This window comes from Kitasatospora sp. NPDC087314 (genome assembly GCF_044744365.1).
Classification (GTDB): Bacteria; Actinomycetota; Actinomycetes; order Streptomycetales; family Streptomycetaceae; genus Kitasatospora.
Genome location: NZ_JBIUYE010000009.1, coordinates 222182 through 247249, shown reverse-complemented (window position 1 = coordinate 247249; position 25068 = coordinate 222182). Strand labels below are relative to the sequence as shown.

Below are 25068 nucleotides of genomic sequence, written 5' to 3'. Positions count from 1 at the left end.
CTGTGAGAGCCCCCGGCACCCGACCGATCCACCCGCGCGCTCGTGTCGCGCAGCGTCGTCGGGCCGTCACCCGGGTAGGACTGTGGTCGTCCTGACCAGGCGTTGCCGAGACATCGCAGGAGCCGCGAGTGGCCGCTTATCTCGACCGTGACGGAGCCGACGGGCTGAGGGTACCGGCGCAGGACGCGCCACCACCGCCGGCGGAGCTGGTGGCGCTGGCGCAGGCGTACGGGGTGGACACCCGGAATCCGGGGCCGGGGGGTCCGGCCGTGGGGGCCCGGACGCTGGTCGCGGTGCTGGGGGCACTGGGGGTGGCGGCGGGGACGCCGGAGGAGGTGCGGGAGGCGCTGGAGCGTCACCGGGCCGAGCAGCAGGCCCGGTTGCTGCCGCCGTGCGTGGTGGTGCGGGCCGGGCGGCGGACGGCGCTGGACGTGCCGGCCGACGCGCGGCTGCACGTGGCGCTGGAGGACGGCGGGGTGTGGGAGCTGCCGCGCGGGCACTCGCACTGGCTGTCGGCCGACCTGCCGCTCGGCCGACACGTCCTCAGGGCCGAGACGGGCGAGGGCAAGAGCGAGGCGGCGCTGATCGTCGCCCCCGAGCAGCTGCCCGCGCTCCCCGGCCGCGGCTGGGGGTTCCTCGCCCAGCTGTACTCCGTCCTGTCCGACCGCTCCTGGGGCATGGGCGACCTCGGCGACCTCGCCGAACTGGTGCAGTGGGCGGGCGCCGGCCTCGGCGCGGGCTTCGTCCAGATCAACCCGCTGCACCAGGCGCTGCCCACCGCCCCCGCCGACCCGTCCCCCTACCGCCCCTCCTCCCGCCGCTTCGCCGACCCGGTGCACCTGCGGGTCGAGGCGGTGCCCGAGTACGCCTACCTGACGGGCGACCAGCGGGCCGAGGCGGAGGAACTGGGCCGCCGGGCCGCCCGGCTGCGCGACGAGGTGCTGGCGCACGACGGCCTGATCGACCGGGACGCCGTCTGGACGCTCAAGCGCGAGGCGCTGGAACTGCTGCACGAGGTGCCGCGCGGGGCCGGCCGCCAGGCCGCGTACGAGGCGTACCAGCGCCGGGAGGGCGACCGGCTGCGCCGGCACGCGCTGTGGAACGCGCTCGCCGAGGTGCACGGCGCCGACTGGCACGGCTGGCCGAAGGGGCTGCGTCACCCGGACGGCCCACAGGTCGGCCAGGCCACGCGGGACCTCGCCGACCGGGTCGAGTTCCACCGCTGGCTCGCCTGGCAGGTCGACCAGCAGCTCGGCGACGCCCAGCGCGCGGCCCGCCGGGCCGGCATGCCGGTGGGCCTGATCCACGACCTGGCCGTCGGCGTCCACCCGGACGGCGCCGACGCCTGGGCGCTCCAGGACGTCCTGGCCGGCGGCATCTCGGTCGGCGCCCCGCCGGACGCCTTCAACGCCCACGGCCAGGACTGGGGCCTGCCGCCCTGGCGCCCGGACGCGCTGGCCGCGGCCGGCTACGCCCCGTACGCGGAGCTGCTGCGCGCGGCGGCCCGGCACGCGGGGGCGCTCCGGATCGACCACGTGATGGGCCTGTTCCGGCTCTGGTGGGTGCCGGACGGCCACCCGCCGACCGAGGGCGCGTACGTTCGCTACGACGCGGAGGCGATGCTCGGCGTGCTGGCCCTGGAGGCGCACCGGGCCGGGACGGCGGTGATCGGCGAGGACCTGGGCACGGTGGAGCCGGGCGTCCGGGAGGAGCTGGCGGCGCGCGGCATCCTGGGGACGTCGGTGCTCTGGTTCGAGCGGGACTGGCAGGCGGGGGGCGAGATCCTCGCCCCGGACCGCTGGCGCCCGGGCTGCCTGGCCACCCTCACCACCCACGACCTGCCGAGCACCGCGGCCCGGCTCTCCGGCGAGCACGTCGAGCTGCGGCACCGGCTCGGGCTGCTGGCCCGTCCGCTGGGCGAGGAACAGGAGGAGGCGGCGGCCGAGCTGGCGGACTGGCGGGCCGAGCTGACCCGGCGGGGGCTGCTCACCCCGGGTGAGCCGCTGTCGATGCCGGTGCTGTACCGCTTCCTGCGCTCGACCCCGGCGGAGCTGGTCGGGGTCTGGCTGCCGGACCTGGTCGGCGACCCGCGTCCGCAGAACCTGCCCGGCACCTGGGACCAGTACCCGAACTGGCGCCTGCCGGTCGCCGACCACGCCGGCGACCCGGTCACCCTCGACCGCCTGGCCGCCACCCCGGCCGCCCGCCTGCTCGCCCACCTGCTGGCCCCGCCCGGGCCCCACCCGTCGGTCTGAACCCGTCCGACTGTCGAGCGCCCCCGTCCCCGACCGGCCGACCCGGCCCCCACCTGCGCCCCCGTCCCCGAACCCCGTGCCCGAAGGGCCGACCCCGGCGCGCGGGGGCGCGTAAGGGGCGGGTAAGTTGGAAACGTGGACAAGAGGAACGCTTTGCGAGCCGGCGCGGTCTCCGCAACGGTCACGCTGATGATGCTGCTGTCGTCGCCCGCCATGGCCTTCACCCGGGACGATGGCGACGACCCGGGTTCCGGCCTGAGCGTCGGCCAGACCATCGGTCTGTACGTGCTGATCCCGATCGCCGCCTTCGCGATCATCGCCGCCCTCGCGGGCCTGCCGTACGGCAAGGGCAAGAAGAAGTAGCCGCCGCGTCCACCAGGACCGCACAAGCCTCGAAGGGGCACCGGATCTCTCCGGTGCCCCTTCGAGGCTTTTCAGCGGGTCAGCGGGCGCCGGCCGCCCGGTCGACCGCCTGGGCCTTGAGCGCGCGCTCGATCCCGGCCCGGGCCTCGACGACCTGGCGCCGCAGCGCCGGCGCCGGCTCGGCCTCGGCCAGCCACGCGTCGGTCGCGTCCACCGTCGCCTGCGTGACCTGCAGCGACGGGTACAGCCCGCCGATGATCTGCTGCGAGATCTCGTGGCTGCGGGTCTCCCAGATGTCCTTGACGGCCGCGAAGTACTTGGCCGCGTACGGGGCGAGCAGCTCGCGCTGGTCGCTCTGCTGGAAGCCGGCGATGGTCGCTTCCTGGACGTAGTTGGTGAGGGTGTCCGACTCGACGACGGCGGCCCAGGCCTCGGCCTTGGCCCCGGCGGTGGGCCGGGCGGCGCGGCAGGTGGCGGCGTGCTCCTGGCCGGCCGCGGTGTTGTCGCGGGCCAGCTCGGCCGTGACGGCGGCCTCGTCGGCGCGGCCGGTGGCGCAGAGCCGGATGAGCAGGCTCCAGCGCAGCTCGGTGTCGACGGCGAGGCCCTTGATCTCGGCGGTGCCGTCGAGCAGGCCGCTGAGCAGGCCGAGCTGCCCGTCGGTGCGGGCGACGGAGGCCAGGGTGCGGGCCCAGGCGAGCTGGTGGTCGCTGCCGGGTTCGGCGGCGCGCAGGTACTCCTCGGCGGCGGCGGCCCACCGGGCGAGGCCCTGCTCGCGCCAGTCGGGGTCGGTGTAGGCGTCGAGGGCGAGCCTGACCTGGCGCTGCACGGACTGCACGACGCCGATGTCGCTCTCCCGCCCGATGCCGGCGAGGGCGAGCGCGAGGTAGTCGCGGGCGGCGAGTTCGCCGTCGCGGGTCATGTCCCAGGCGGAGGCCCAGCACAGGGCGCGCGGCAGCGACTCGGTGAAGCCGCCGAGGTGCTCGGTGACGACGGTCATCGAGTCCTCGTCGAGCCGGATCTTGGCGTACGAGAGGTCGTCGTCGTTGAGCAGCACGACGGCCGGGCGGTGCCGGCCGACGAGCTCGGGCACCTCGGTGCGCGGGCCGTCGACGTCGAGCTCGATCCGGTCGGTGCGCACCAGCGCGCCGTCGGCGAGCTCGTACAGGCCGATGGCGATGCGGTGCGGGCGCAGCACGGCCTCGCCCTTGGCGCCGGCGGGCAGCGCGGGGGCCTCCTGGAGGACGGCGAAGGACTCGATCTCGCCGTCGGTGTTCAGCACGATCGAGGGCCGCAGCACGTTGATGCCGGCGGTCTCCAGCCAGGCCTTGGACCAGGTCCGCAGGTCGCGGCCGCTGGCCTCCTCCAGGGCGCCGAGCAGGTCACTGAGGCGGGTGTTGCCCCAGGCGTGGCGCTTGAAGTAGGCCTGCACGCCCTGGAAGAAGGCGTCCTGGCCGACGTAGGCCACCAGCTGCTTGAGCACCGAGGCGCCCTTGGCGTAGGTGATGCCGTCGAAGTTGACCTGGACGTCCTCCAGGTCGTTGATGTCGGCCATGATCGGGTGGGTGGACGGCAGTTGGTCCTGCCGGTAGGCCCAGGTCTTCATCTGGTTGGCGAAGGTGGTCCAGGAGTGGGGCCACTTCGAGCCGGGGGCCTCGGCCTGGCAGACGGCCTCGGCGAAGGTGGCGAAGGACTCGTTCAGCCAGAGGTCGTTCCACCACTCCATGGTGACGAGGTCGCCGAACCACATGTGGGCGAGCTCGTGCAGGATCGTCGCGGCGCGGGCCTCGTACGCGGCGTCGGTGACCTTGGAGCGGAACACGTACTGGTCGCGCAGGGTGACGGCGCCCGCGTTCTCCATCGCACCGGCGTTGAACTCCGGGACGAACAGCTGGTCGTACTTCGCGAACGGGTAGGGGAAGTCGAACTTCTCCTGGAAGTAGTCGAAGCCCTGCTTGGTGACGGCGAAGACGTCCTCGGCGTCCAGGAACTCGCGCAGCGAGGGGCGGCAGTAGACGCCCAGCGGCACCTTCTGCGCGCCGTTCTCGTAGGTGTCGAAGACGCCGACGTACGGGCCGGCGATCAGCGCGGTGATGTAGCTGGAGATCCGGCCGGTGGGCTCGAACGTCCACACCTGCGCGGAGCCCTCGCCGACCGGGGCCGGGGTGGGCGAGTTGGAGACCACGACCCAGCCCGTGGGGGCCGTCACGGTGAACGCGAACGCGGCCTTCAGGTCGGGCTGTTCGAAGGAGGCGAAGACTCGGCGGGCGTCCGGCACCTCGAACTGGGTGTACAGGTAGGTCTCGCCGTCGACCGGGTCGACGAACCGGTGCAGGCCCTCACCGGTGTTGGTGTAGGCGCAGTTGGCGACGACGCGCAGCTCGTTCTCCGCGGCCAGGTTCGGCAGCGGGATCCGGCTGTCGGTGAAGCTCCCCGGGTCGAGCGGCGCGCCGTTGAGGGTGATCTCCTCGACGCTCGGCGCGACGAGGTCGATGAAGGTGTCCGCGCCGGGGGTCGTGGCGGTGAACCGGACCACGGTGGTGGACCGGAAGGTGCCACCTTCGCGGGCCGAGCTCAGGTCGAGCTCGATGTCGTACGCGTCCACGTGGAGGAGGTCGGCCCGGGTGCGGGCCTCCTCGCGGGTCAAGTTGGTGCCGGGCACTCGCTGCACTCCTTCGTCAGGCTGATGGGGCGAATCCTCCCACGACCCAACGGACGAGCCGCCGGAAAAATCGCAGGCGGGGCGGGCCCGGGCCGATGGCCCGTTCCCGCCCCGCCCCGTCCGGCCCGAGGGCCCGCGCCCGGTGGGGGGTCAGCCCCGCGGCGTCACTTCTTCCACTTGGTCAGCGGTGCGTCGGAGCTGCCGCGGCGGAAGGCGTACACCGCGCTGCCGTCGGTGGAGACGACGTACTCGGACAGGCTCATCCCGATGTCCAGGCCGTTGGGCATGGCCATGGTGCCGAGGTCGGTCATCGAGCCGTCGGTCGGCGAGAGCGTCACCAGCCGGGCGGGCTTGTTGTAGCCCTGGCTGACGATGGCGCGGGCCTTGCCGTCCTTGTCGGTGCCGGACACCAGCCGGATGTCCTGGCTGGACGTGGCGCTGGCGGCGGACCAGAGGCGCTTGCCGGTGGTCAGGTCGTACGCGTTGACGGCCGACTTGGTGCCGGTGATCTGGGCGTACAGGGTGGTGCCGCTGACCACGTTCTGGGTGTAGGCGTCGGACTGGCCGGACAGGCGCAGGCTGTCCGCGCCGGGCTCCTTGACCGACATCTGGTTCCCGGGCTTGTTGGTCTTGTCGAACGGCAGGATGTAGTCGCCGTTCGGGCCGCTGCTCATCAGCAGCACCAGCGGCTGGTCCTGGACGACCTTGTCGATCCGCTCGATGGTGCCGGTGAGGGTGATCGGCGTGCTGGCGGCCTTGCCGCTGTCGGCGTCCACGATCACCAGCTGCGACTTGGGACCGGAGCCGCCGTAGCAGCGGTCGCTGACCGCGAGCTGGTTGCCGGCCGCGCGGCCGTAGAGGCTGCAGTCCTTGTCGCGGGGCTGGAACTGCCAGACGGCGGAGCCGTTGTCGATGCTCAGGCCGCCGACCACGTTGCCGCCGATGGCGACCACCTTGTCCGTGACGCTGAGGGTCGGCGAGGACACCCGGTCGTTGGAGACCTTGACGGTCCACAGCAGCTTGCCCTGGCTGATGTCGACGGCGCCGACGGTGGAGCAGTCGCTGTCACCGGTGTTGAAGGAGACGGCGGCGATGTTCTTCGAGTTGGTCGAGTAGGAGGCGCTGCATAGCTCCTTGCTGCCGGCCGGCACCGGGATGGTCCAGGCCTCCTTGCCGTCCGAGGTGTTGAACGCCCGGATGCCGGCGCTGTCGGCGCGCACCGCGACCTTGTCGGTGCCCCAGATGCCGAGCATCTGCGAACTGCTGTCCGCGTTGGCGGCCTTGGCGGCGCTCCACGCGATGTTGTAGCCGGCCCCGCCGCTGGTGCCGTCGGCGGTCGGGGCGTCGGTGACGGTGCCTCCGGCGGTGCCGCCCGAGGTGGTGCCGCCCGAGGTGGTGGTGCCGCCGGAGCTGGCATTCGGCGTGGGGTCGGGGTCGTTGCCCTTGAGGAGCACGATCAGCCCGGCGACGATGGCGATCGCCAGGACGCCGCCGATGATCCCGCCCCAGAGCATCACGGGGTTGCGCTGCTTGGGTGCGGGGGGCACCGGCGCACCCGGGTAGCCGTACCCGGGCTGCTGCTGCGGGTATCCGTAGCCGGCGCCGTAGGCCTGCCCGGCGTCCGGCGCGCCGTAGGCACCACCGGGCACCGGGTCGTACGGGCCCATCGGTGCACCGGCCGGCGGCGGCGGGGCCTGGCTGGGGAAGGCGGCCGCGGTCGGCGCGTACGGCTGGAACCCGGCGCCGCCGGCCGGCGGCTGCGCGGGCGGTGCCGGCGGTTGGGCCGGAGGCGGTCCGGCGGGCGAGGCCGGGCCCGGGATCGCCGAGCCGTCGAGCTGTGTCATCTGGTCCGCCACGGCGGCCGGGTCCACGCCGCCGGGCGGGCGCCCGAACGAGACGCCCCGGTTGTCCTGCGGCCCGCTGCCGGGCTTTTCGCCCGCCCCCGGCGTAGGGTGATCCCCTGCCATCTGATTCCCCGTCATGTCTGGAAGTGCCCCCTGCCGGTACCGTCCGCGGTTCCGGGGGGACGCGTGAGATAGGGCACCATGGTAGTGGTGAGTGGTTTTCGGCCAACGCCAGGACTCCCGTAGCCCGTTTCCGCAGCTCCCGACCGTGCCGGCCGCGCTGCTCCCCGCCCCGGCCGCCGCCGGTCCCACCGGCCTCGGCCAAGACCGTGTGCCGGTCGGTCTCAGGTCCGATCCGCGCCGATCCACGGCACAGGCCCTACCCTTCAGGAGTTGAAGGGGACGTCCGGCGGAGGGGTCCCCGCCCTGGGAGGGTGGATCATGTCGACGGACACACCGGGCTCGCAGTCGTCACTGCACCGGGCGAACCTGGAACGGGTGCTGCGTGCGGTGCGGATGGCCGGCTCGCTGACCCAGGCCGAGATCGCCCGCGGCACCGGCCTCTCCGCGGCCACCGTGTCCAACATCGTGCGGGAGTTGAAGGAGAGCGGCACCGTCGTGGTCGCCGACACCTCCTCCGGCGGCCGGCGCGCGCGCAGCGTCTCGCTCAGCGGGGACGCCGGCATCGTGGTGGGCATCGATTTCGGCCACACCCACCTGCGGGTCGCGGTCGGCAACCTCGCGCACCGGGTGCTGGCCGAGGAGAGCGCCCCGATCGACGTGGACGTCTCCGCCGCGCAGGGCTTCGACCGGGCCGAGGCGATGGTGGAGCGGCTGCTCCAGCAGGCCGGGTTCCGCCCGGACAAGGTGATCGGCGTCGGCCTCGGCGTGCCCGGCCCGATCGACGTGGAGACCGGCGCGCTCGGCTCCACCGCGATCCTGCCCGGCTGGACGGGCATCGCCCCGGGCCGGGAGCTGGCCGAGCGGCTCGGCATGCCGGTGCACGTGGACAACGACGCCAACCTGGGCGCGCTCGGCGAGCTGGTCTGGGGTGCCGGGCGGGGGCTGAGCGACCTCGCGTACATCAAGATCGCCAGCGGGGTCGGAGCCGGTCTGGTGGTCAACGGCCAGATCTACCGGGGGCCGGGCGGCACCGCCGGTGAGATCGGGCACATCACCCTGGACGAGGCCGGGCCGGTCTGCCGCTGCGGCAACCGCGGCTGCCTGGAGACCTTCGTGGGCTCCCGCTACCTGCTCTCGCTGCTCACCTCGACCCTCGGCCCGGACCTCACCCTGACCCGGGTGGTCGAGCTGGCCCACCAGGGCGACCTCGGCTGCCGCCGGGTGATCGCCGACGCCGGCCGGCAGATCGGCACCGGCGTCGCCACCCTGTGCAACCTGCTCAACCCGCGCCGGGTGATCCTCGGCGGCGACCTCGCCGAGGCCGGTGAGCTGGTGCTCGCCCCGATCCGCGACTCGGTGGCCCGCTACGCCATCCCGAGCGCCGCCCGCCAGCTCTCGGTGGTCCCCGGCACCCTGGGCGGCCGGGCGGAGGTGCTCGGTGCACTGGCCCTGGTGATGAGCGAGATGGGCGAGTCCGGGGCGCTCGGGCTCGTCTGACCGGCCCGGGGCGCACCCGAGCCGGTCCGCACGCCCGTTCGTCAATCCGTCTTGACGCGGACCCCCGGGCCGACCTCCGGGAATGGCGGTAACGGGTCGGTGGCACCGGGCGCGCCGCTCGGTGTCCGGCAAGCGGACATTAGACTCGACCGGTCGGCACCGGCCGCGACCGCCGGCCAGCCGCCAGACCGGGCAGCGACGCCCGTCGGACCGCCCGCGGTCCGCGAACACTGAACGAGGAGGAACGGGTGGCCCTGCTGACCCGCATTCGGGGACCGCGCGATCTCGACCGGCTCACGCCCGGACAGCTGGCCGCACTGGCCCAGGAGATCCGGACCTTCCTGGTGACCGAGGTCTCCAAGACGGGCGGCCACCTCGGGCCCAACCTCGGCGTCGTGGAGCTCACCATCGCGCTGCACCGGGTCTTCGACTCGCCGCGCGACCACATCCTCTTCGACACCGGCCACCAGAGCTACGTCCACAAGCTGCTCACCGGCCGCCAGGACTTCTCGATGCTGCGGATGAAGGGCGGCCTGTCCGGCTACCCGTCCCGCGCCGAGTCCGAGCACGACGTGATCGAGAACTCGCACGCCTCCACCGTGCTCTCCTACGCCGACGGCCTGGCCAAGGCCAACCAGCTGCGCGGCACCTCCGACCCGGTGGTCGCGGTGATCGGCGACGGCGCGCTCACCGGCGGCATGGCCTGGGAGGCGCTGAACAACATCGCCGACGCCGAGGACCGCCCGCTCGTCATCGTCGTCAACGACAACGAGCGCTCCTACTCGCCGACCATCGGCGGCATGGCCAACCACCTCGCCACGCTGCGCACCACCCGGGGTTACGAGCGCTTCCTGTCCTGGGGCAAGGACGCCCTGCAGCGCACCCCGGTGGTCGGCCAGCAGCTGTTCGAGACGCTGCACGGCGCCAAGAAGGGCCTCAAGGACTTCATCGCCCCGCAGGGCATGTTCGAGGACCTCGGCCTCAAGTACATCGGCCCGATCGACGGCCACGACCTGACCGCCCTGGAGTCCGCGCTGACCAAGGCGCGCGGCTTCGGCGGCCCGGTGATCGTGCACTGCCTCACCGAGAAGGGCCGCGGCTACCACGCCGCCGAGAACAACGACGAGGACCGCTTCCACGCGGTCGGCGTGATCCACCCGGAGACCGGCCTGCCGATCAAGAGCTCCGGCAAGGACTGGACGTCCGTCTTCGCCGAGGAGATGGTCGCGATCGGCCGCGAGCGCGAGGACATCGTCGGCATCACCGCCGCGATGCTCCACCCGGTCGGCCTGGCTCCGTTCGCCGAGGCCTTCCCGGACCGCATCTTCGACGTCGGCATCGCCGAGCAGCACGCCGTCACCAGCGCGGCCGGCCTGGCCACCGGCGGCCTGCACCCGGTCTTCGCGGTCTACGCGACCTTCCTGAACCGGGCCTTCGACCAGGTCCTGATGGACGTCGCCCTGCACAAGCTGGGCGTCACCTTCGTCCTCGACCGGGCCGGCGTCACCGGCAGCGACGGCGCCTCGCACAACGGCATGTGGGACATGTCGATCCTGCAGGTCGTCCCGACCCTGCGGCTGGCCGCCCCGCGCGACGCCGACCAGCTGCGCGCCCAGCTGCGCGAGGCCGTCGAGGTCAAGGACGCGCCCACCGTGGTCCGCTACTCCAAGGGCACGGTCGGCCCGGCGGTCGCCGCGGTCGGCCGGATCGGCGGCATGGACGTGCTGCGCGCCGCCGAGGCGCCGGGCGGCACGCACCGCGCGGACGTGCTGATCGTCTCGGTCGGCGCGATGGCCGCCACCAGCCTGGAGGTCGCGGACCTGCTGGCCGCCCAGGGCATCACCGCCACCGTGGTGGACCCGCGCTGGGTCAAGCCGGTCGACCAGGCCCTGCCCGGCCTGGCGGCCGAGCACCGGGTGGTCGTCACGATCGAGGACAACGGCCGGGTGGGCGGTGTCGGCGCCGCCGTGGCGCAGGCCCTGCGCGACGCGGACGTGGACCTGCCGGTGCGCGACTTCGGGATCCCGCAGGAGTTCCTGGACCACGCGAGCCGGAACGAGATCCTGGCCGAGATCGGCCTGAACGCCCCGGACATCGCCCGAAAGGTGACGGCCCTGGTCGGCAGTCTGGACGCGGCGCCGGTCGAGGCCTGAGGGCGCAGCCCGGAGCGCGTTCCGTCGACGACCGTTCGTCGTAACCCTGTCACAGTTCGTCACGAAACAAGCTGACAATCGCACCGAAAGGCGGGACCGGCGCGGCCCGCGCCGATCCCGCCGGGTAGGTTGTCACCCGTGCCCACCCCCACCCGCCTCCGCCTCGCCGGACTGGCCGAGCGCCTGCCCGAGCGTGTCCGTACCCAAGTCCTGACCGGGTACTGGACCAGGCTGGTGCCGGTGCTCGCGCTGGTCGCGCTGCTCACCCACATCCCCTCCTTCGCCCGGCCCGTCTGGAGCCCCGACGAGGGGTTCCTGGCGACCCAGGCCCGGATGCTGGCCGACGGCGGCGTGCTGTACGACACCGTGGTGGACCGCAAGCCGCCGCTGCTGCCCTGGCTCTACCAGGCCTGCTTCGCGGTCTTCGGCTCCGCCTCGCTGTGGCCGCTGCGCACCCTGGCGGTGGTCGCCCACCTGGGCACCGCGATCCTGCTGGCCTCCCTCGCCCGCGGCCGCTGGGGCAACCGGGCCGGGGCCGGCGCGGGACTGCTCTACCTGCTGGTCTCCATCGGGCTCTCCCCGGAGGACACCCAGGCGGCGACCTTCGAGGTCTTCATGCTGCCCGCGATGGTGGCCGCCTTCCGGTACGCCGAGCGCCGCCGCTGGCTGGCCGCCGGCATCGCGGTGGCGCTCTGCTCGCTGACCAAGCAGACCGGCGGCGCGGTGCTGCTGCCGGTGCTCTGGATGCTGTTCCAGGACGCCCGCCGGCGCGGGGTGCGCTGGCCGCCCGCCCTGTTCAAGATCGGCTTCGGCTTCACCCTGCCGATAGCGCTGGTCGCGGTCATCCTGACCAAGCCCAAGGGCTTCCTGTTCTGGGTGGTCACCGGCAGTGGGGACTACGCCTCCTTCGGCGGCGCCTGGCTGCAGATGACCGGCCGCGCGCTCGGCAACTCGGCCATCCTGGTCGCGGCCGGGCTGGGCTTCCTGCTCCCGGTCGGGCGCCGGCTCTGGCTCAAGTACCGCCACCGCCCGCTGCCGGTCGCCGGGGAGGAGCACGGCTCCACCGCCGACCTCTGGGTCTGGCTGGCCTCCTCGGTCGTCGCGGTCAGCGTGGGCTTCCACTTCTTCGGCCACTACTACCTGCAGCTGATCCCCCCGCTGGTGCTGCTGGGCACCGGGGCGGTGGCCACCTCGGCGGTCCGCTGGAAGCCCGTCCTGGTGTACACCACGGTCGCCTCGACGGTCTTCTGGGCGCTCGCCCTGGCCTGGCCGGGTGAGCGGCTCGACCGCACCACCGAGGTCGCCACCGCGGTCGCCGCCCAGACCAGCCCGAAGGACACCGTGCTGGTCTGGGGCATGCACCCCGAGCTGTACTGGCTGGCCGACCGCAAGCCCGCCACCCGCTACCTGACGGCCGGCTTCCTGACCAACTACAGCGGCGGCAAGGACGGCAACCCCAACGTGGGCGAGCAGTTCAGCGTCAGCAACGCCTGGCAGACCTTCGACAAGGAGCTCGCCGACAACCTGCCCGAGGTCGTGGTGGACGACTCCGGCATCGCCCCGTACCAGCCGGGGATGGTTCCGCGGATCGAGAACCTGCTGGACACCCACTACGAGATGGTCGGCGTCTTCGCGGACACCGTGGTCTACCGCCTCAAGCACTGACCGCCCCGCACACGCCGGAGCCCCGGTGACCTGGACCAGGTCACCGGGGCTCCGGCGTTCGTACCGCTGCGCCCTACGCGGGCACCGAGGCCACGCCGGGGGCGAGGAAGCGCTTGCCGTTCACCCGCTCCGAGACACCCTCACGGTCCAGGTACGGGGTGATCCCGCCCAGGTGGAAGGGCCAGCCGGCGCCGGTGATCATGCAGAGGTCGATGTCCTGCGCCTCGGCGACGACACCCTCCTCCAGCATCAGGCCGATCTCCTGCGCCACGGCCTCCAGGGCGCGGGTCAGGACCTGCTCCTCGGTCAGCACGGTGTCGCCGAAGGACAGCAGCTCCAGCACCTCGGGGTCGAGCACCTGCTTGCCGTCCACCCAGGTGTAGAAGCCGCGCTTGCCGGCCTTGACCACCTTGCCGAGGTTCTCGGAGACGGCGAACCGCTCCGGGAACGCGCCGTGCAGGGTCTCCGAGACGTGCAGCGCGATGGCCGGGCCGACCAGCTCCAGCAGCACGATCGGGGACATCGGCAGGCCGAGCGGCTCGACGCCCTTCTCGACGGTGGCGATCGGGGTGCCCTCGTCGATGATGGTCTGGATCTCGCCCATGAAGCGGGTCAGGATCCGGTTCACCACGAACGCCGGGGCGTCCTTGACCAGCACCGAGGTCTTCTTCAGCTTCTTCGAGACGCCGAAGGCGGTGGCCAGCGAGGCGTCGTCGGTCTGCTCGCCGCGGACGATCTCCAGCAGCGGCAGGATCGCGACCGGGTTGAAGAAGTGGAAGCCGACGACCCGCTCGGGGTGCTTCAGCTTCGAGGCCATCTCGGTGACCGACAGCGAGGAGGTGTTGGTCGCCAGCACGCAGGTCGGCGAGACCACGTTCTCCAGGTCCGCGAAGACGGCCTGCTTGACGCCCATCTCCTCGAACACGGCCTCGATCACGAAGTCCGCGTCGCCGAAGGCGGCGGCCTTGTCGAGCGAGCCGCTGACCAGGCCCTTGAGGCGGTTGGCCTTGTCCTGGCCGATCCGGCCCTTGCCGAGCAGCTTGTCGATCTCGGCGTGGACGTAGCCGACGCCCTTGTCGACGCGCTCCTGGTCGATGTCGGTGAGGACCACCGGCACCTCCAGACGGCGGGCGAACAGCAGCGCCAGCTGCGAGGCCATCAGACCGGCGCCCACGACGCCGACCTTGGTGACCGGGCGGGCCAGCGACTTGTCCGGCGCGCCGACCGGGCGCTTGGCCCGGCGCTGCACCAGGTTGAAGGCGTAGATGCCGCTGCGCAGCTCGCCGCTCATGATGAGGTCGGCCAGGGCCGCGTCCTCGGCGTCGAAGCCGGCCTGCAGGTCGGAGTCCTTGACCTGGGCGATGATGTCCAGCGCCTTGTAGGCGGCCGGCGCGGCGCCGTGCACCTTGGCGTCGGCGACCAGGCGGCCCCAGGCGACGGCGTCGTCCCAGGCCTTGCCGCGGTCGATCTCCTCGCGCTCGACGACGACGTCGCCCTTGAGGACCTTGGCGGCCCACAGCAGCGACTGCTCCAGGAAGTCGGCCGGCTCGAAGATCGCGTCGGCGATCCCCAGCTCGAACACGTCCTTGCCCTTGAGCTGCTTGTTCTGGTTCATCGAGTTCTCGATGATGACCTTGATCGCCTTCGAGGGGCCGATCAGGTTCGGCAACAGGGTGCAGCCGCCCCAGCCGGGGACGAGGCCCAGGAAGACCTCCGGCAGCGAGAACGCCGGGACGCCCGCGCTGACCGTGCGGTAGGTGGCGTGCAGGCCGACCTCGACGCCGCCGCCCATCGCCGCGCCGTTGTAGAACGCGAAGGACGGGACGGGCAGCGCGGCGATCCGCTTGAAGACCTCGTGGCCGCCCTTGCCGATGGCCAGCGCGTCCGCGTGCTCCTTGAGGATCTCGACGCCCTTGAGGTCGGCGCCGACCGCGAAGATGAACGGCTTGCCGGTGACCGCGACGCCGACGATCTCGCCCTCGGCGGCCTCGGCCTCGACCTGGTCCAGTGCGGCGGACAGCTTGAGCAGCGAACCCGGGCCGAAGGTGGTCGGCTTGGTGTGGTCGAACCCGTTGTCCAGGGTGATCAGGGCCAGCCGGCCGGCCTGCAGCGGCAGGTCCAGGTGGCGCACGTGCGCGGTCGTGACGACCTCGCCCGGGAACAGCTCGGCGCCGTGCTGCAGCAGCTCAGTAGTGGTGCTCATGCTCACTTACCACCCTCGAACTCGGACGACTTTTCCGCCCCGCTCCAATGCGGGTTCTCCCAGATGATGGTGCCGCCCATGCCGAAGCCGATGCACATCGTGGTGAGGCCGTAGCGGACGTCCGGGCGCTGCTCGAAGCGGCGGGCCAGCTGGTTCATCAGGCGCACGCCGGAGGAGGCCAGCGGGTGGCCGAAGGCGATCGCGCCGCCGTACGGGTTGACCCGCTCGTCGTCGTCCGCGATGCCGTAGTGGTCCAGGAAGGACAGCACCTGGACGGCGAAGGCCTCGTTGATCTCGAAAGCCTGGATGTCGTCGATGGTCAGACCGGCCTTGGCCAGCGCCTTCTCGGTGGCCGGCACCGGGCCGATGCCCATGACCTCGGGCTCGACGCCCGCGAAGGCGTAGGAGACCAGGCGCATCTTGACCGGGAGACCGAGCTCCTCGGCGACGTCCTCGGCGGCCAGCAGCGAGGCGGTGGCGCCGTCGTTGAGACCGGCCGAGTTGCCCGCGGTGATGTTGCCGTGCGGGCGGAAGGGGGTCTTCAGACCGGCCAGGCTCTCCATCGTGGTGCCCGGGCGCATCGGCTCGTCCACGGTGGCCAGGCCCCAGCCGGTCTCGCCGACCTCGGGGTTGGTGTTGCGGATCGAGATCGGCACCAGGTCGGGCTGGATGTCGCCGTTGGCGTACGCCTTGGCGGCCTTCTCCTGCGAGCGCACGGCGTAGGCGTCGCAGCGCTCCTTGGTCAGGTGCGGGAACCGGTCGTGCAGGTTCTCCGCGGTCATGCCCATGAACAGGGCGGACTCGTCGACCAGCTTCTCGGAGACGAAGCGCGGGTTCGGGTCGACGCCCTCACCCATCGGGTGGCGGCCCATGTGCTCGACGCCGCCGGCCACGACCACGTCGTACGCGCCGAAGGCGATGCCGCCGGCGGTGGTGGTGACGGCGGTCAGCGCGCCGGCGCACATGCGGTCGATCGCGTAGCCGGGGACGGACTTGGGCAGGCCGGACAGCAGGGCGGCGGTGCGCCCGATGGTCAGACCCTGGTCACCGATCTGCGTGGTGGCCGCGACGGCGACCTCGTCGATGCGCTCGACGGGCAGGTTCGGGTTACGACGCACGAGCTCCCGGATGCACTTGACGACGAGGTCGTCGGCGCGCGTCTCGTGGTAGATGCCCTTCGGGCCGGCCTTGCCGAACGGGGTGCGGACGCCATCGACGAAGACGACGTCCCTCACGGTACGAGGCACGGGGGCTCTCCTCCCAGGGACCAACATTTCGAGGTGGGCAGGCTGCCGCCGGCGAAGATCCGAGCGGCGCCGCTTCACCGTCATGCTACCGGTCGGTAACCAGCCTGCCCAGGCCCCTCGGAGGGTTCGGACCGTGTGTCCCGCGACACGTCCGACCGGCGCGGTCGCCCCGGACACGCCGAAGGGGGCGCCGCCGCGAGGACGGTGCCCCCTTCCGGGTGGGCTCGCTCAGGCCTGTGCGGCCGCGGCCTCGGTGAAGGCGGCGGCCACCGCCGGTGCCACCAGGTCCACCTGCCACTGCCGGGCGCCGAGCCGGCGCAGCGCGGCGGCCACGCCCTCGGCGTCCGGAGCGGCCGGCGGCTCCCAGGAGACCCGGCGGACCAGGTCCGGGGTGATCAGGTTCTCGGCCGGCAGGTTGTGCCGCTCGGCGAGGTCCGCGACCGCGGCGCGCGCCCCGGACAGCCGGGCGGCGGCCACCGGGTCCTTCTCGGCCCAGGCCCGCGGCGGCGGCGGCCCGTCGTGCGGCGCGGCGGCCGGCGGCAGCTGGTTCTCCGGGACCTCCCGGCCCCGCTGGACGGCTGCCAGCCACTGCTCCAGCTGGCGCCGGTGCACCCGCGGCCCGAAGCCCTGGACGGCCTGCAGCGCGGCGATGTTCAGCGGCATGGCCAGCGCGGCGTTGACGATCGCGGCGTCCGAGAGCACCCGGCCCGGCGAGACGTCGCGCTCCTGCGCCAGCCGGTCCCGGGCCAGCCACAGCTCGCGCACCACGGCCAGCTGGCGGCGCCGGCGGACCTTGTGCAGCTGCGAGGTGCGGCGCCACGGGTCGGTGCGCGGGGCCGGCCGCGGCGCGGCGGCGATCGCCGCGAACTCCTCCAGGGCCCAGCCGAGCTTGCCCTGGGCGTCCAGCTCCTGTTCGAGTGCGTCGCGCAGCTCGACCAGCACCTCGACGTCCAGAGCGGCGTAGCGCAGCCACGGCTCGGGCAGCGGGCGGGTGGACCAGTCCACCGCCGAGTGCTCCTTGGCCAGGCTCAGCCCGAGCACGTTCTCGGTCATCGGCCCGAGGCCGACCCGGGCGAAGCCGGCGATCCGTCCGGCCAGCTCGGTGTCGAAGAGCCGCCGGGGTCTCATTCCGACCTCGGCCAGGCAGGGCAGGTCCTGGGTGGCGGCGTGCACCACCCATTCGGTGTCGGCGAGGGCGTCGCCCAGGCCGCTGAGGTCGGGGCAGGCGATCGGGTCGATCAGCGCGGTGCCGGCGCCCGTACGGCGCAGCTGGATGAGGTACGCGCGCTGCCCGTAGCGGTAGCCGGAGGCCCGCTCGGCGTCGACGGCGACCGGTCCGGTGCCCGCGGCGAAGGCGGCGACGGTGGCGGCCAGCGCCTGCTCGTCCGCCACGACGGGCGGGATCCCCTCCTTCGGTTCGAGGAGCGGGACCGGGGCTGCTTCTTCTGGGATGGCTGCTACGGCGTCGGTCACCCACCAAGGGTACGACGGTCCTCGCGGCCGGGAGTGTTGTCGGACTGGTCAGACCGGGTCCATGACCGCGCTGCGGGGGCCGGACGGGTGGCTGCGGCACACGCCGACGGCGGTCGAGGAGGAAACGTTCCTCCTCGACCGCCGTGGCGGGCCCGTTCGGGGACTCAGTGGATGATGCCGGTGCGCAGCGCGACCGCGACCATCCCGGCGCGGTCACCGGTGCCCAGCTTGCGGGCGATCCGGGCGAGGTGGCTCTTGACGGTGAGTGCGGACAGGCCCATCGCCACGCCGATCGCCTTGTTCGACTGGCCCTCGGCGACCAGCCGCAGTACCTCGACCTCGCGGCCGGACAGCTCGCGGTAGGCGGACTGCTGCGCGCCCGGAGCACCGGGCGCACCGGGGGCTCCGTGGGCGCCCGGCGCACCGGCGGCGCCCGGCACGCCCGGCATGCCGGGGCGGCGCATCCGTCCGGCCAGCCCGGCGGCGCCGAGCGGCAGGCCCGGGCGGCCGGGCATCGCGACGTTGGTACGGGTGCCGGTGACGACGTAGCCCTTCACGCCGCCGGCCAGCGCGCTGCGGACGGCGCCGATGTCGTCGGCGGCGGACAGGGCCAGACCGTTGGGCCAGCCCGCGGCGCGGGTCTCGGCCAGGATGGTCAGGCCGGAGCCGTCCGGCAGGTGCACGTCGGCGACGCAGATGTCGCGCGGGGTGGAGACCCGTGGGCGGGCCTCGGCGATCGACGACACCTCGATCACGTCCCGGACGCCTAGCGCCCACAGGTGACGGGTGACGGTGTTTCGGACGCGGGGATCGGCGATGACCACCATGGCGGTGGGCTTGGTCGGCCGGTAGGCGACCACGTTTGCGGGGTGCTCAAGAAGGACCGACACCAGGCCTCCTGCGGGGAGTGGCGGACGGAACCCCGAGGGGGCGGTCGGAGTGTTCCGCGTTCGGAAAGGGTCACAGTCTGCTTCGGCAGCTACCGTGCCCGGCTTTAGCGAATGATCACGATCTAGTGAGTAACAATACGGACAAATCGCGCATATGAGTGATGGGACATGTCCCGTATTCGCACAAAATCGATCAGATCCGGTGCTGATCGATCGTCTTCGACCGGTTAATTGACGCAGATCGAGGTCGAAGTCACACTCCGTCAGCCCTGGGGGTGGCGTCGGGCCGAGGGGTGTCGCCCGGCCCGTGCGCCACTCCTCAGTGCGAACGCGGACGCCGTCGCGCGGGCATCGGGACCACCCCACCGAGTGACGGCCCGTCGGCCGGCGCCTGCGGGGCCGGCGCGGCCGGCGGCAGACCGGCGCTGATGCACAGCAGATCCCCCCAGGCCGCCAGGTGCCTCTCGAACCGGCCGTCGGCCGGCGTCCAGGAGGCCCGGATCTCGATCTCGGTCGAGGACGGACGCTCCGCCAGCGCGCCGAAGTACTGCGAGGCGCAGTGGGTCACCGTGCCGGACGGCTCCGCGTACCCGGCGCCGTGCGCCTGCAGCGCGTCCAGCAGCCAGGCCCAGCCGACCTCCGACAGCATCGGGTCGCCGGCCATCTCCGGCTCCAGCTCCGCCCGGGTCATCGTCACCACCCGGAAGTCCCCGTTCCAGGCCTCCTGCCCGGCCGGGTCGTACAGCAGCACCAGCCGGCCGTCCGCCAACTCCTCGCCGTCCACCTCCACCGAGGCGGTCACCGCGAAGGCGTACGGGGCGAGCCGGCGCGGGGCCGGCGCGGGGGAGAGCTGGATCTCGGGCCGCAGCCGTACTCCGTCGAGGGCCTCCACGGCGGCCCGGAACTCGCTCGGCGCCCCCTCCCGACCTGTTCCGCCACCTGCTCCGCCACCCTGCGCGGGGTGCCCGCCGACCGCTGCCATGACCCGAAGACTAGGTCGAAAACTTCGGTTAACGCCGCAACTTCCGTCCGAGCGGCGTGCCGGAACAGCAAACCCGGTCAGATCTTGGAGGAACCCACGAGACCGGCCGGGAAAGCCGCCCCGAGGCGCATGCGAAGATTTGAACCGTGAGCGAGACTACGGCAGACACCACGGCGGCCACCATCGACGGCCCGCCCACCCCCGCGCGCCGCGGCGCCGCGCACGACTCCGCGTTCCTGCGCGCCTGCCGGCACGAGCCGGTGCCGCACACCCCGGTGTGGTTCATGCGCCAGGCCGGCCGCTCGCTGCCCGAGTACCTGAAGGTCCGCGAGGGCATCCCCATGCTGGAGTCCTGCATGCGGCCCGAGCTGGTCAAGGAGATCACCCTGCAGCCGGTGCGCCGGCACCAGGTGGACGCGGCGATCTTCTTCAGCGACATCGTGGTGCCGCTCAAGGCCGTCGGCATCGACGTCGACATCAAGCCGGGCATCGGCCCCGTCATCGCCGACCCGATCCGCACCGCCGAGGACCTCAAGCGGCTGCGCCCGCTGGAGCCCGACGACGTCCCCTACATCACCGAGGCCGTCGGCCTGCTGGTGGACGAGCTCGGCACCACCCCGCTGATCGGCTTCGCCGGCGCCCCGTACACCCTGGCCAGCTACCTGATCGAGGGCGGGCCGTCCAAGAACCACGAGAACACCAAGGCCATGATGTACGGGCAGCCCGAGCTGTGGGCCGCCCTGGTCGACCGGCTCGCCGACATCACCTCCGCCTTCCTGAAGGTGCAGATCGAGGCCGGCGCCTCGGCCGTCCAGCTCTTCGACTCCTGGGTCGGCGCGCTCGCCCCCGACGACTACCGCCGCTCGGTCATGCCGTCCAGCACCAAGGTGTTCGACGCCGTCGCCCACTACGGCGTGCCGCGGATCCACTTCGGCGTCGGGACCGGCGAGCTGCTCGGCCTGATGGGCCAGGCCGGCGCGGACATCGTCGGCGTCGACTGGCGGGTGCCGCTGAACGTCGCCGCCGAGCGGGTCGGCCCCGGCAAGGGCCTGCAGGGCAACCTCGACCCGGCCGTGCTGTACGCCCCCACCAAGGTCGTCGAGACCAAGGCCCGCGAGGTCCTGCACGCCGCCCAGGCGCTCGGCACCAGCGGCCACATCTTCAACCTCGGCCACGGCGTCCTGCCGTCCATGGACCCGGACGCGCTCTCCCGTCTCGTCGCCTTCGTCCACGAGGCCAGCGCCCGCTGACAGCCCCCTGGTGGCGGCCCCCTGTCCGGGGCCGCCACCGGCGCGGTCAGTCCTCGTCCGGTTCCTCCGGGCCGGGCTCCGGGGGCAGCACGGCCGCCGGGCGGCGCCGGCGCCACACCCGGGACACCAGCGCCGCCGGGACGCCCAGCACCAGCAGGAACGGTGCCACCGCCGCGATCCCCACCGCCAGCCCGCGCAGGACCGTCACCAGCACGTGCCAGCCGCCGCCCAGCGCGGAGCCGACCGAGGCCCCGAAGCCCCCGCCGTCCCTCGGCGGCGCCGGGGCGTGCGTCGGTGAGGCAGCCTCCCGGCGCACGTCCAGCGTGACGGTCGAGAGCGAGGTCCTGGCGGACAGCTCCTTCTGCTGCTTCTGCAGCGACTCCAGATCGGCCTCGCGGCGGCTCAACTCGGCCTCCAGCGTGGTGACCTCGCTCAGCGACTTCGCCTGCGCCATCAGCGCCCGCACCCGCTCCACGCTCGCCTGCTGGGTCTGCACCCGGCTCGCCACGTCCGCGACCTGCTGGGTCAGATCGTCCGCCTGGCTCTTCCGGGACACCACCTCGCCCAGCGCGGCCAGCTGGTCCAGCGTCTGCTGGTAGGCGGCCGAGGGGATCTTGAGGGTCAGCTGGCCGCCCGCCGTGCCCTCGCCCCCGGTCGCACCGGAGACCGACTCGGCACTGACGTAGCCGCCCGTGGCCGTCGCCAACTCCCTGGCCTTCGCCAGGACCTGGGCGACGTCCCCGGTCCGCAGCGCCAACTGCGCGGTGTACGCGATCAGCCGGTTGTCCGCGACCGGCGTGATGCCCGCGCCCGCGGTCGGAGCCGCCGCGGCGGCGCTCGGTGCGGCCGCGGGTGCGGCCGGTGCGGCGGCGTCCCCTTTCCCCGCCGCCGAGCCGGCCGACGCATCCCGCTCGCCCCCCGCGCCGCACCCCCCGAGCAGCAGGACGGCCACCGCCACCGCCGCCGACGCCCCTGCTCCCGCTCTTCGTCCCCTCATCGGGCCCTCCCCAAGTCCGTTGGCAGATCTCCTCATTGGACGAGAGGGCGGGCCGAACGGACCCCACCGGGAGATCGCGACTCGATCACGGCTCGGCGGCGGGCCGGACCCGCCGCTACCCGGTCGCGACCTCGATCTCCGCCCGCCGCAGCAGCGCCGCCGTCACCCCGTCCCCGGGGCGCAGCTCCCCGGTGAACGTCCCGTCGTACACCCGGCCGCAGCCGCAGGACGGGCTGCGCGCCATCAGCAGCGCCCGCCGCGCGCCCGCCGCCTCGGCCGCCGCCAGCGCCGCCCGGGCCCCGGCCACGAACTCCGCCGTGCAGTCGGCCCCCGTCGCGTCCACCACCCGCGCCCGCCCGTCTAGCACGTCGGCCCCGTCCCCGCCCACGATCTCCGCCGGGGGCCGCGGCGTCGGCAACCCGCCCGCCCCCTCCGGGCACACCACGACGGCCCGCCCCTCCTCGACCAGCCGCACGGCGCCCGGGGAGGTCTTCGCCCGTCCGTCGTACCGGCACGGCACCCCGGCCAGACACGCACTCACCACGATCGGTTCCATGCCACACAGCCTAAGCAGCGGCTCGCAGGGCCTCGGAACTCGCTGTCTTGGGAGCATGAGCGAGCTGCCGGACTGGATGTACGCGCCCAGAGACGAGGGCTGGTTTGCCGATGACCTCGACCACCTGCCGCAGGCGCCGCGGCACACCGAACTGATCGATGGAGCACTGGTCTTCATGATGTCCCCGCGGCGTTGGTGGCACGGCGAGGTTGTCGACAACCTGAAGCTCGCGTTGAGTGCCCAGGTGCCGGCGGGTGCCAGGGTCGGGCGGGAGATGTCGATCAAGCTCGACAAGCGAAACCGACCCGAGCCGGACGTTCTCATCGTCAAAGCCGAGTTTGAGGGGAAACGCACGCAGTTCACTCCCGACGAGGTCCTGCTCGCCGTCGAGGTCGTGTCGCCGGAGTCCGCACACCGCGACCGCACGGTCAAGGTCCGCAAGTACGCCGAGGCGGGTATCCCGCACTACTGGGTGGTCGAGGAAGAGGAGGCCGGTCGGCCGGCCGTACACGTCTACGAGCTGGACCGGGCGACCTCTGCATACGCGCCCGCCGGATCTTCCGGGGGACGCTTGAACGCCTGGTGCCGTTCCCGATCATGATCGACCTGAACGCGCTGGCGGATTGAGGCGTCGGTGTAAAGACCTGCGAGACTGCGAGGCATGTCGGATGCACAGGTCGTCGTCGTCGGTGGTGGGATCGCGGGGCTGGCTGCGGCCGCTTTTCTGAGCGGGGCGGCCGGGGGGCCGGTGCGGGCGCGGGTGACGCTGCTGGAGGCGTCGGAGCGGGTCGGCGGAAAGCTGTGGGGCGGCGAGGTCGGCGGGGTCCGGGTGGACCTGGGGGCCGAGTCGATGCTGGCCCGGCGGCCGGAGGCGGTGGAGCTGGCGCGGGCGGTCGGGCTGGCGGAGCGGCTGGAGCCGCCGACCACCGCGAAGGCGTCGATCTGGACCCGGGGGGCGCTGCGCCCGCTGCCGGGCGGGCAGGTGATGGGCGTCCCGGGCGATCTGGACGCGCTGGCGGCCTCCGGGGTGCTCACCGCCGAGGGGCTGGAGCGGGCCCGGCACGAGGGCGCCACCGAGGTCGGGGACGACGTGGCGATCGGCCGCTACGTCGCCGACCGGCTGGGGCGGGAGGTGGTGGACCGGCTGGTCGAGCCGCTGCTGGGCGGCGTCTACGCCGGGCGGGCCGACGAGATCTCGCTGCGCGCCGCCGTACCGCAGCTGCTGTCGATCGCCCGCGGCGGCGGTTCGCTGGTCGAGGGGGTGCACGAGCTGGCCTCGCGGCCGAAGGTGGTCGGCACCCCGGTGTTCCAGGGCCTGCACGGCGGCCTCGGCACCCTGCCGGAGGCCGTCGCCGCAGCCTGCGTGAAGGCGGGCGTGGACCTGCGCACGAACGCGCCGGTGGACGAGCTGCGCCGCACCCCCGAGGGCTGGCGGGTGGTGACCGGCGGTGAGGTGCTGCACGCGGACGCCGTGGTGCTGGCCGCCCCGGCCCCGGCCGCGGCCCGGCTGCTGCGCGCGGACGCGCCGACGGCGGCCGCCGAGCTGGACACCGTCGAGTACGCGGGTATGGCGCTGGTGACCCTGGCGTTCCGCCGGGCCGACCTGGCCGAGGTGCCGGTCGGCAGCGGGTTCCTGGTGCCGCCGGTGGACGGGCGGCGGATCAAGGCGTCGACGTTCTCCTCCAACAAGTGGGGTTGGCTGGAGCGTTCCGCCCCGGACGCGTTCCTGCTGCGCACCTCGCTGGGCCGCTACCGCGAGGAGGAGGCGCTGGCGCTGCCGGACGAGGAGCTGGTGGCCCGCTCGCTGGCGGACCTCGGGGAGGCGATCGGCCTGACCGCCCGGCCGTACGGCACCGCCGTCTCACGCTTCCGGGCCGGTCTGCCGCAGTACCCGGTGGGCCACCTGGACCGGGTGGCCCGGGTGCGGGCGGCGGCGGCCCGGGTGGGGGCACTGGCGCTGTGTGGCGCCGCGTACGACGGAGTGGGCATTCCGGCCTGCATCGGCTCGGCGGCCGCCGCGGTGGCCGCCCTCGACAAACTGTTGGCCCCGGCGACCGGGGAAGGTTCCACGGAGAGGACAATGGGCGCATGACTGAGACCGTTGAGCGGCAGCCGGAGCAGCCGGAGCAGCAGCCCGAGAAGAAGAAGGCGCGCGACCTGAACCAGGTCATCCGCTACACCATGTGGTCGGTGTTCAAGCTCAAGGGCGCGCTGCCCGAGGACCGCGGCGCCCTGGCCGCCGAGGTGGACGAGCTGTTCGCCCAGCTGGCCGCGAAGGACGTCACGGTGCGCGGCACGTACGACGTGTCCGGGCTGCGCGCGGACGCCGACATCCTGGTGTGGTGGCACGCCGACGACTCGGACGACCTGCAGGAGGCGTACAACCGCTTCCGCCGCACCGGCCTGGGCCGCCAGCTGGAGCCGGTCTGGTCGAACATGGCGCTGCACCGCCCCGCCGAGTTCAACAAGTCGCACATCCCGGCGTTCCTCGCCGACGAGCGCGCGCGCGACTACGTCTGCGTGTACCCGTTCGTCCGCTCCTACGAGTGGTACCTGCTGCCGGACGCCGAGCGGCGCGCGATGCTCGCCGAGCACGGCCAGATGGCCCGCGGCTACCCGGACGTGCGGGCCAACACGGTGGCCTCGTTCGCGCTCGGCGACTACGAGTGGCTGCTCGCCTTCGAGGCTGACGAGCTGCACCGCATCGTCGACCTGATGCGCGACCTGCGCCCCTCCCGGGCCCGGCTGCACGTCCGCGAGGAGGTGCCGTTCTTCACCGGTCGCCGCAAGCCGGTCAGCGAGCTGCTGAACGGCCTGGCCTGACCACTTCGGGGCCGGGGAACGGGGTCCGCTTCGGCGGGCCCCGTTCCGTTTGTCACGCCCGGTGAGTCCGGTGCGTCCGGCGCGGTGC

General features: G+C 73.2%; 17 protein-coding genes and 1 pseudogene. 9 read left to right on the top strand and 9 right to left on the bottom strand.

All coding sequences use genetic code 11. The features are described 5' to 3' along the window. The first annotated feature begins 128 nt into the window (after nucleotides 1–128). Both malQ and ACIO5E_RS21375 read left to right on the top strand, forming a co-directional pair. Nucleotides 129–2255, top strand: coding sequence for a 4-alpha-glucanotransferase (malQ, locus tag ACIO5E_RS21380; protein ID WP_400670049.1), 2127 nt, complete (start codon nucleotides 129–131; stop codon nucleotides 2253–2255). Nucleotides 2256–2390: 135 nt separating this feature from the next. Beyond that, on the top strand, nucleotides 2391–2618 hold the full coding sequence (locus ACIO5E_RS21375) for a hypothetical protein (protein WP_400670047.1): 228 nt from the start codon (nucleotides 2391–2393) through the stop codon (nucleotides 2616–2618). Between the two features lie 79 nt (nucleotides 2619–2697). Here the strand turns inward: ACIO5E_RS21375 and pepN are convergent, their stop codons facing one another. Both pepN and ACIO5E_RS21365 read right to left on the bottom strand, forming a co-directional pair. Next, nucleotides 2698–5277 carry an aminopeptidase N gene (gene pepN, locus ACIO5E_RS21370; RefSeq protein ID WP_400670046.1) on the bottom strand — a complete coding sequence of 860 codons (2580 nt, stop codon included), beginning with the start codon at nucleotides 5275–5277 and terminating at the stop codon, nucleotides 2698–2700. A 164-nt stretch (nucleotides 5278–5441) separates the two neighbouring features. Then, complete coding sequence (locus ACIO5E_RS21365; protein ID WP_400670044.1) at nucleotides 5442–7121, bottom strand: PQQ-binding-like beta-propeller repeat protein; 1680 nt, start codon at nucleotides 7119–7121, stop codon at nucleotides 5442–5444. Nucleotides 7122–7562: 441 nt separating this feature from the next. Between ACIO5E_RS21365 and ACIO5E_RS21360 the strand changes: the two genes are divergently transcribed. The 3 genes from ACIO5E_RS21360 to ACIO5E_RS21350 all read left to right on the top strand — a co-directional run bounded on the left by ACIO5E_RS21360 (nucleotide 7563) and on the right by ACIO5E_RS21350 (nucleotide 12559). Beyond that, nucleotides 7563–8741: an ROK family transcriptional regulator gene (locus tag ACIO5E_RS21360; protein WP_280677925.1), complete on the top strand. Its 1179-nt coding sequence runs from the start codon at nucleotides 7563–7565 to the stop codon at nucleotides 8739–8741. 248 nt (nucleotides 8742–8989) lie between these two features. Next, a complete protein-coding gene (gene dxs / locus ACIO5E_RS21355) occupies nucleotides 8990–10894 on the top strand; it encodes a 1-deoxy-D-xylulose-5-phosphate synthase (protein WP_400670041.1) in 1905 nt (634 codons plus the stop codon). A gap of 138 nt (nucleotides 10895–11032) precedes the next feature. Continuing rightward, a complete protein-coding gene (locus ACIO5E_RS21350) occupies nucleotides 11033–12559 on the top strand; it encodes an ArnT family glycosyltransferase (RefSeq protein ID WP_400670040.1) in 1527 nt (508 codons plus the stop codon). Between the two features lie 73 nt (nucleotides 12560–12632). Here ACIO5E_RS21350 and ACIO5E_RS21345 read toward each other — a convergent pair whose 3' ends face one another. From ACIO5E_RS21345 to ACIO5E_RS21325, 5 genes are all read right to left on the bottom strand, one after another. Then, entirely contained in the window at nucleotides 12633–14762 is a 2130-nt protein-coding gene (locus ACIO5E_RS21345) for a 3-hydroxyacyl-CoA dehydrogenase NAD-binding domain-containing protein (RefSeq protein ID WP_400670038.1), read from the bottom strand. A gap of 2 nt (nucleotides 14763–14764) precedes the next feature. After that, nucleotides 14765–16009, bottom strand: coding sequence for a thiolase family protein (locus ACIO5E_RS21340; protein ID WP_400670036.1), 1245 nt, complete (start codon nucleotides 16007–16009; stop codon nucleotides 14765–14767). Nucleotides 16010–16237: 228 nt separating this feature from the next. Next, the gene (locus ACIO5E_RS21335; RefSeq protein ID WP_400670034.1) at nucleotides 16238–17482 is read right to left on the bottom strand and encodes a ribonuclease D; all 1245 of its coding nucleotides are present in this window, start codon (nucleotides 17480–17482) and stop codon (nucleotides 16238–16240) included. 164 nt (nucleotides 17483–17646) lie between these two features. Continuing rightward, nucleotides 17647–18372: a response regulator transcription factor gene (locus tag ACIO5E_RS21330; protein ID WP_280677938.1), complete on the bottom strand. Its 726-nt coding sequence runs from the start codon at nucleotides 18370–18372 to the stop codon at nucleotides 17647–17649. Nucleotides 18373–18691: 319 nt separating this feature from the next. Beyond that, nucleotides 18692–19354: a DUF3000 domain-containing protein gene (locus ACIO5E_RS21325; RefSeq protein WP_400670031.1), complete on the bottom strand. Its 663-nt coding sequence runs from the start codon at nucleotides 19352–19354 to the stop codon at nucleotides 18692–18694. 182 nt (nucleotides 19355–19536) lie between these two features. Between ACIO5E_RS21325 and hemE the strand changes: the two genes are divergently transcribed. Next, nucleotides 19537–20604 carry a uroporphyrinogen decarboxylase gene (hemE, locus tag ACIO5E_RS21320; protein WP_280678311.1) on the top strand — a complete coding sequence of 356 codons (1068 nt, stop codon included), beginning with the start codon at nucleotides 19537–19539 and terminating at the stop codon, nucleotides 20602–20604. 46 nt (nucleotides 20605–20650) lie between these two features. Here hemE and ACIO5E_RS21315 read toward each other — a convergent pair whose 3' ends face one another. Continuing rightward, the gene (locus ACIO5E_RS21315; RefSeq protein WP_400670028.1) at nucleotides 20651–21601 is read right to left on the bottom strand and encodes a DUF4349 domain-containing protein; all 951 of its coding nucleotides are present in this window, start codon (nucleotides 21599–21601) and stop codon (nucleotides 20651–20653) included. Between the two features lie 115 nt (nucleotides 21602–21716). Continuing rightward, complete coding sequence (locus ACIO5E_RS21310) at nucleotides 21717–22157, bottom strand: DUF523 domain-containing protein (protein WP_400670026.1); 441 nt, start codon at nucleotides 22155–22157, stop codon at nucleotides 21717–21719. A gap of 55 nt (nucleotides 22158–22212) precedes the next feature. Here ACIO5E_RS21310 and ACIO5E_RS21305 point away from each other — a divergent pair. The 3 genes and pseudogenes from ACIO5E_RS21305 to hemQ all read left to right on the top strand — a co-directional run bounded on the left by ACIO5E_RS21305 (nucleotide 22213) and on the right by hemQ (nucleotide 24980). Beyond that, a pseudogene (locus tag ACIO5E_RS21305) lies at nucleotides 22213–22784 on the top strand (Uma2 family endonuclease). A 34-nt stretch (nucleotides 22785–22818) separates the two neighbouring features. Then, a complete protein-coding gene (gene hemG / locus ACIO5E_RS21300) occupies nucleotides 22819–24249 on the top strand; it encodes a protoporphyrinogen oxidase (protein ID WP_400670024.1) in 1431 nt (476 codons plus the stop codon). After that, complete coding sequence (hemQ, locus tag ACIO5E_RS21295; protein ID WP_400670021.1) at nucleotides 24246–24980, top strand: hydrogen peroxide-dependent heme synthase; 735 nt, start codon at nucleotides 24246–24248, stop codon at nucleotides 24978–24980. The genes hemG and hemQ overlap by 4 nt, the downstream gene beginning before the upstream one ends. Nucleotides 24981–25068: the final 88 nt, after the last annotated feature.

What these genes read in the sequence shown, in the direction of transcription:
- ACIO5E_RS21365 (WP_400670044.1), bottom strand. Translation starts at nt 7,121, where the DNA reads ATGACACAGCTCGACGGCTCGGCGATCCCGGGCCCGGCCTCGCCCGCC.
- ACIO5E_RS21360 (WP_280677925.1), top strand. Translation starts at nt 7,563, where the DNA reads ATGTCGACGGACACACCGGGCTCGCAGTCGTCACTGCACCGGGCGAAC.
- ACIO5E_RS21345 (WP_400670038.1), bottom strand. Translation starts at nt 14,762, where the DNA reads ATGAGCACCACTACTGAGCTGCTGCAGCACGGCGCCGAGCTGTTCCCG.
- ACIO5E_RS21325 (WP_400670031.1), bottom strand. Translation starts at nt 19,354, where the DNA reads ATGGCAGCGGTCGGCGGGCACCCCGCGCAGGGTGGCGGAGCAGGTGGC.
- ACIO5E_RS21315 (WP_400670028.1), bottom strand. Translation starts at nt 21,601, where the DNA reads ATGAGGGGACGAAGAGCGGGAGCAGGGGCGTCGGCGGCGGTGGCGGTG.
- ACIO5E_RS21310 (WP_400670026.1), bottom strand. Translation starts at nt 22,157, where the DNA reads ATGGAACCGATCGTGGTGAGTGCGTGTCTGGCCGGGGTGCCGTGCCGG.
- hemG (WP_400670024.1), top strand. Translation starts at nt 22,819, where the DNA reads ATGTCGGATGCACAGGTCGTCGTCGTCGGTGGTGGGATCGCGGGGCTG.
- hemQ (WP_400670021.1), top strand. Translation starts at nt 24,246, where the DNA reads ATGACTGAGACCGTTGAGCGGCAGCCGGAGCAGCCGGAGCAGCAGCCC.